The organism is Candidatus Streptomyces philanthi, assembly GCF_059553635.1.
Map to the genome: position 1 here is coordinate 1 of NZ_JCANQV010000307.1, position 6455 is coordinate 6455.

The 6455-nt window shown below is 72.4% G+C and carries 6 protein-coding genes; 5 read left to right on the top strand and 1 reads right to left on the bottom strand.

The features are described 5' to 3' along the window. Positions 1-554: MFS transporter (locus AC51EU_RS25390; RefSeq protein WP_496269399.1), on the top strand; the 554-nt coding region annotated here is incomplete at its 5' end. 72 nt (positions 555-626) lie between these two features. Beyond that, positions 627-1412, top strand: coding sequence for a hypothetical protein (locus tag AC51EU_RS25395; RefSeq protein ID WP_496269400.1), 786 nt, complete (start codon positions 627-629; stop codon positions 1410-1412). A 73-nt stretch (positions 1413-1485) separates the two neighbouring features. Here the strand turns inward: AC51EU_RS25395 and AC51EU_RS25400 are convergent, their stop codons facing one another. Then, on the bottom strand, positions 1486-3288 hold the full coding sequence (locus AC51EU_RS25400; RefSeq protein ID WP_496269401.1) for a glycoside hydrolase family 15 protein: 1803 nt from the start codon (positions 3286-3288) through the stop codon (positions 1486-1488). Positions 3289-3707: 419 nt separating this feature from the next. Between AC51EU_RS25400 and pyrG the strand changes: the two genes are divergently transcribed. From pyrG to AC51EU_RS25415, 3 genes are all read left to right on the top strand, one after another. Continuing rightward, a complete protein-coding gene (pyrG, locus tag AC51EU_RS25405; RefSeq protein ID WP_496269402.1) occupies positions 3708-5381 on the top strand; it encodes a CTP synthase in 1674 nt (557 codons plus the stop codon). Positions 5382-5473: 92 nt separating this feature from the next. Next, a complete protein-coding gene (locus tag AC51EU_RS25410) occupies positions 5474-6100 on the top strand; it encodes an NUDIX domain-containing protein (protein WP_496269403.1) in 627 nt (208 codons plus the stop codon). 151 nt (positions 6101-6251) lie between these two features. Next, positions 6252-6455 (top strand): hypothetical protein (locus tag AC51EU_RS25415; protein WP_496269404.1); only part of this gene is annotated, 204 nt, incomplete at its 3' end.

The window sequence follows — 6455 nt, forward strand, 5'->3', positions numbered from 1 at the left end:
GCACCCCGCGCGCCCTCCTCGGCCTGGTCTCCCTCGTCCTCGGCCACGCCGTGATGGTGTCCGTGATGACGATGACGCCGGTGCACCTGGCCCACCACGGCGCCGCGCTGAGCGTCGTCGGGTTCACCATCAGCCTGCACATCGCCGGGATGTACGCGCTCTCCCCGCTCGTCGGCCGGTTCGCCGACCGCGCCGGACGCGTCCCGGTGATCCTGGCCGGGCAGGCGGTCTACGGGTGCGCCGCGCTGGTCGCCGGTACCGCGGGCGGCCGGACCGGCGCCACCGTCGCGGGCCTGTTCCTGCTCGGCCTCGGCTGGTCCTGTGCGACCGTCGCCGGTTCCACCCTGCTCACCGAGTCCGTCGACGCCGCCCACCGCTCCGAGGTGCAGGGCCTGGCCGACACCCTGATGAACCTGGCGGGCGCGGCCGGCGGCGCGCTCGCCGGCGGTCTCGTCGCCCTGATCGGCTACGGCGGCCTCAACGCCGCCACCGTCGTCCTGGTCCTGCCCGTCGTCGTCCTCGCGCTGGCCCCGCGCGCCCGGGGCCGCGCCTGACCGGAGCTCCCGGGAAAGAGCCTCCCGCGCAAGGCTCTTGAGGGCGCGACGGCGGAGTGCTTGACTGCACCGGTGATCGAAGGGACAGGCACATCCGAGGATCTCGGCCCGCTGGTCAGCAGGCACTGGACGGACAACGCCACACGGTGGCGGAACGCCGGCTGGGCCCTGGCCGCCGCCGTCCTCAGCGGCTGGGCGGGCCTGTGGGCCCTGCTCGGCACCGACGGGAGCGAGTCCGCGAAGGGCCGCAAGGGGATCGGCATGCTGCTCGGGGTGACCCTGGTCGCCCTGCTCATCGGCGTCCCGCAGGCCCTCAGGGCCCTGCGCGGCGGCAAGGGGGAGTACATCGAGGCCCATGAGGGGGGCCTGGTCCACGGCGCCAAGGGCGCGGTCCGGGCCCGGCGGTGGGACGAGATCGCCACGCTCACCTTCGGCGGCAGCACCGCCGACAACGCGCTGACGCGGCGTCTGGGCTCCGGGTACCGCTGTGTGATCCGCTTCGCCGACGGCGGCCGGGTCCGGGTGGACGGGCTGACCGAACGGCACGGGGAGCTGTGCCGGGAGATCCTGGCCCGCTGCCCCGACGTGCCCCGCCTTACCGGCGAGGAGTGGCAGCGCACGGCGGGTGGCCGGCTCCTGGGCGGCGCCGGGGCGTGCGCCGCCGCGATCGCCGGGATGCTCCTGTACATCCTGGCCCACCCCGGCACCGAGATCCGCAACCCCCACGACTCGACCCTCACCCAGCACATCCCGGGCCTCAGCGACACCACGCTCATCGTCCTCACCCTCAGCATGCTGCTGTGCTTCGTCGTCGGCGCCACCTGCGTCGCCCTGTTCGTACGGGGCCGCCGCCTCTGACGGCGCCGTCGGCTGACACGAAAGCGCCCCGGACGTCGTGCCGTCCGGGGCGCGTGGCGCGGATGCCGTGGGGTCACCCCCCGTACGCCCCGCTGGCGGTCAGCCGCAGGGCGGTGTCGATCAGGGGGACATGGCTGAACGCCTGCGGGAAGTTGCCGACCTGGCGCCGGCGGCGGGAGTCCCACTCCTCCGCCAGCAGCCCCAGGTCGTTGCGGAGCGACAGCAGCCGCTCGAACAGCTCGCGGGCCTCCTCGACCCGGCCGATCATCGCCAGGTCGTCGGCGAGCCAGAACGAGCAGGCGAGGAACGCGCCCTCGTCGCCCTCCAGACCGTCCACCCCCGCCCTGTCGCCGGACGTCGGGTAGCGCAGGATGAAACCGTCCTCGGTGCCCAGCTCCCGCTGGATCGCCTCGATGGTGCCGATGACGCGCTTGTCGTCGGGGGGCAGGAAGCCCATCTGCGGGATCAGCAGCAGCGAGGCGTCCAGCTCCTGGGAGCCGTAGGACTGGGTGAAGGTGTTGCGCTCCTTGTCGTAGCCCTTCTCGCACACATCGCGGTGGATGGTGTCGCGCAGCTCCCGCCAGCGCTCCAGCGGGCCGTCCACGTCACCGGCCTCGATCAGCTTGATCGTGCGGTCCACCGCGACCCAGGTCATGACCTTGGAGTGCACGAAGTGGCGGCGCGGGCCGCGCACCTCCCAGATGCCCTCGTCCGGCTCCATCCAGTGCTTCTCCACCCAGTTGATCAGCTTCAACTGGAGGACCGAGGCGTAGTCGTTGCGGGCCAGGCCCGTCATGTGGCCCAGGTGCAGCGCCTCGATGACCTCGCCGTACACATCGAGCTGGAGCTGGCCCGCCGCGCCGTTGCCGACCCGTACCGGCCGGGAGCCCTCGTAGCCGGGCAGCCAGCTCAGCTCGTTCTCGCCCAGCTCCCGCTCGCCGGCGATGCCGTACATGATCTGGAGGTTGTCCGGGTCGCCGGCGACCGCCCGCAGCAGCCACTCCCGCCAGGCGCGGGCCTCCTCGCGGTAGCCGGTGCGCAGCAGGGAGGAGAGGGTGATCGCGGCGTCCCGCAGCCAGGTGAAGCGGTAGTCCCAGTTGCGGGAGCCGCCGATGTCCTCGGGCAGCGAGGTGGTGGGCGCGGCCACGATCCCGCCGGTCGGCGCGTACGTCAGCGCCTTGAGCGTGATCAGCGAGCGGACCACCGCGTCGCGGTAGGGGCCGTGGTAGGTGCAGTGGTCGACCCAGTCGCGCCAGAACTCCTCGGTGGCCTCCAGCGAGCCCTCCGGGTCGGCGAGCGGCGGCGGCGGGTGGTGCGAGGGCTGCCAGCTGATGGTGAACGCCACCCGTTCGCCGGGGGCGACGGTGAAGTCGGAGTACGTCGTCAGTTCCTCGCCGTACGTCTCGGCGCCGGTGTCCAGCCACACCGAGTCCGGGCCGGCGACCGCGACGGTACGGCCGTCCACCTTGTGCACCCACGGCACGACCCACCCGTAGGAGAACCGCATCCGCAGCTCCGAGCGCAGCGGTACGCGCCCGCTGACGCCCTCCACAACGCGGACCAGCTGGGGGGCGCCGTCACGCGGCGGCATGAAGTCGGTCACGCGTACCGTGCCGCGGGGGGTGTCCCACTCGGACTCCAGGACGAGGGAGTCGCCCCGGTAGCGGCGGCGGTCGGCGGGCTGCGGGCGGGTGCCGGGGATATGGGCGGGGCCGATCCGCCAGAACCCGTGCTCCTCGGTGCCCAGCAGCCCGGCGAAGACCGCCGGCGAGTCGAAACGGGGCAGGCACAGCCAGTCGACCGTGCCGTCCCTGCACACGAGAGCGGCGGTCTGCATATCGCCGATGAGTGCGTAGTCCTCGATGCGCCCGGCCACGTGCCTCTCCTGTCGAACTGGAGTGACGCCCCCCTTGGGACGTGTGTGCTGTCCGTCCTGCCCATGAAACGTCGCCGAGCTGCGGGACCGGAAATCGGGCGGGGGTGTGCCTTAGCCGGACGGCTCGTCGCGAGTGTCCGAGCAGGATACGACGCAGGGATGTGATCCGCGCGACGTCCGCGAGGAAGTGCCCTGGTCCGAACGGGTGGCCTGTGCCACGTACGCCGATCGGGTGTACGACCGAGCGTGTGGCCGGACAGCGGCCGTCTCCGGTCGCTGATAGCCTGGTACCCCGTGGACCGGTGGGACCAGCACATGACACGGCACCCCCGAACCGCTCAGACGGCACCCCCGTACAGCCGGGACCGGCGCCGTCACGCACCTCCGCACTTCGCGACCACGGGAGTTCCCTCTTGGCCATGCCGCCCACTGCTTCTCGCACGAACGCAGGTACGACGACCAAGCACATCTTCGTCACCGGGGGCGTCGCCTCCTCGCTCGGCAAAGGGCTCACCGCCTCCAGCCTCGGCGCGCTGCTCAAGGCACGGGGCCTGCGGGTCACGATGCAGAAGCTCGACCCGTACCTGAACGTCGACCCGGGAACGATGAACCCGTTCCAGCACGGCGAGGTGTTCGTCACCAACGACGGCGCCGAGACCGACCTGGACATCGGTCACTACGAGCGCTTCCTCGACGTCGACCTCGACGGCAGCGCCAACGTCACCACCGGCCAGGTCTACTCCACCGTGATCGCCAAGGAGCGGCGCGGCGAGTACCTCGGTGACACCGTGCAGGTCATCCCGCACATCACCAACGAGATCAAGCACCGCATCCGCCGCATGGCGACCGACGACGTCGACGTCGTGATCACCGAGGTCGGCGGCACCGTCGGCGACATCGAGTCGCTGCCGTTCCTGGAGACCGTCCGCCAGGTCCGCCACGAGGTCGGCCGCGACAACGTCTTCGTCGTGCACATCTCGCTGCTGCCCTACATCGGCCCGTCCGGCGAGCTGAAGACCAAGCCGACCCAGCACTCCGTCGCCGCGCTGCGCAACATCGGCATCCAGCCCGACGCGATCGTGCTGCGCGCCGACCGCGAGGTCCCCACCGCGATCAAGCGCAAGATCTCGCTGATGTGCGACGTCGACGAGGCCGCCGTGGTCGCCGCCATCGACGCCCCCTCCATCTACGACATCCCCAAGGTGCTGCACGCCGAGGGCCTGGACGCCTACGTCGTCCGCAAGCTCGACCTGCCCTTCCGCGACGTGAACTGGACCCAGTGGGAGGACCTGCTGGAGCGTGTCCACAACCCCGACCACGAGGTCACCGTCGCCCTGGTCGGCAAGTACATCGACCTGCCCGACGCCTACCTCTCGGTCACCGAGGCGCTGCGCGCCGGCGGCTTCGCGAACAAGGCCCGCGTCAAGGTCAAGTGGGTCACCTCCGACGACTGCACCACCCCGGCCGGCGCCGCCGAACAGCTCGGCGACTGCGACGCCGTCTGCGTCCCCGGCGGCTTCGGTGACCGCGGCGTCGACGGCAAGGTCGGCGCGATCACCTACGCCCGCGAGAACCGCCTCCCGCTGCTCGGCCTCTGCCTGGGCCTCCAGTGCGTGGTCATCGAGGCGGCCCGCAACCTCGCCGGCATCAAGGGCGCCAACTCCACCGAGTTCGACCCGGCCGCCGCCGACCCGGTCATCTCCACCATGGCCGAGCAGATGGACATCGTCGCCGGCGAGGGCGACATGGGCGGCACCATGCGCCTGGGCATGTACCCGGCCAAGCTCGCCGAGGGCTCCATCGTCCGCGAGACCTACGACGACCAGCCCTACGTCGAGGAGCGCCACCGCCACCGCTACGAGGTCAACAACGCCTACCGCGGTGAGCTGGAGAAGAAGGCCGGCCTGGTCTTCTCCGGCACCTCCCCGGACAACAAGCTCGTCGAGTACGTCGAGTACCCGCGCGACGTCCACCCCTACCTGGTCGCCACCCAGGCCCACCCGGAGCTGCGCTCCCGCCCGACCCGCCCGCACCCGCTCTTCGCGGGCCTGGTCAAGGCGGCCGTCGCACGCAGGACGGGCGCCGTGAAGTAGCCCCTTCCGCGCCGGATACCGTTGCCGGGGCACGGACCCACACCGGTCCGTGCCCCGGTTTCGTCTCGGCACAGGAACACAGGAGGACGCGCATGGCCATCGAGGACACCCCGGAGGAGTGGACGGTCACCGCGACCTCCACACCGTTCACCGGCGGCAAGACCGGCGTGCGCACCGACCGGGTCGTCATGCCCGACGGCTCGGAGGCCACCCGCGACTACCAGGTCCACCCGGGCTCGGTGGCGGTGCTCGCCCTCGACGACGAGGACCGGGTGCTGGTACTGCGCCAGTACCGCCACCCCGTACGCCACCGGCTGTGGGAGATCCCCGCCGGACTGCTCGACGTCCCCGGCGAGAACCCGCTGCACGCCGCCCGGCGCGAGCTGTACGAGGAGGCCCACGTCACGGCGGGGGACTGGCGGGTGCTCACCGACGTCTACACCTCGCCCGGCGGCAGCGACGAGGCCGTACGGATCTTCCTCGCCCGCGACCTCGCCGATGCCGAGGGCGACCGCTACACGCCCCACGCCGAGGAGGCCGACATGGAACTGGCGCGGGTGCCGCACGAGGAGCTGGTGCGCGGGGTGCTCGACGGCGAACTCCACAACACCTGCCTGGCCGTGGGCGTCCTCGCCCTCGGCGCCGCCCGCCGGGGCAAGGGACCGGACGCCCTGCGCCCGGCCGACGCGCCCTGGCCCGCCCGCCCGTTCGAGGGCTGAACCGGCGCCGCCCGGAGCAACCCCCGCGCCGGTCGGGTGACGCGGCCGGAGCGGCTCGGCGGGAGGTGTGACAGGTCGTGAACTACCCTCGGGCGGGTGCCCGTTCCGCGACCGCGGCGGGCCCCCAGGCGCAGGCGGACGGGAGCGGCCCGTGACGGAACAGGCGGTCGGCGGGGGGCACCTCCCGCCGCAGGCGGCGGGGCGTCCCGCCACGGAGAGGAACGGCGCACGGGTACCGGGGAGCCGCCCCGGCCACCCCCTGCCCGTACTGCGCACGCCGCCCCCGCCGTTCACCGGCCGCCGCCGCGAACTGAAGGCGCTGCGCGCCGACATCGGACGGCCCGGCCTCGACACC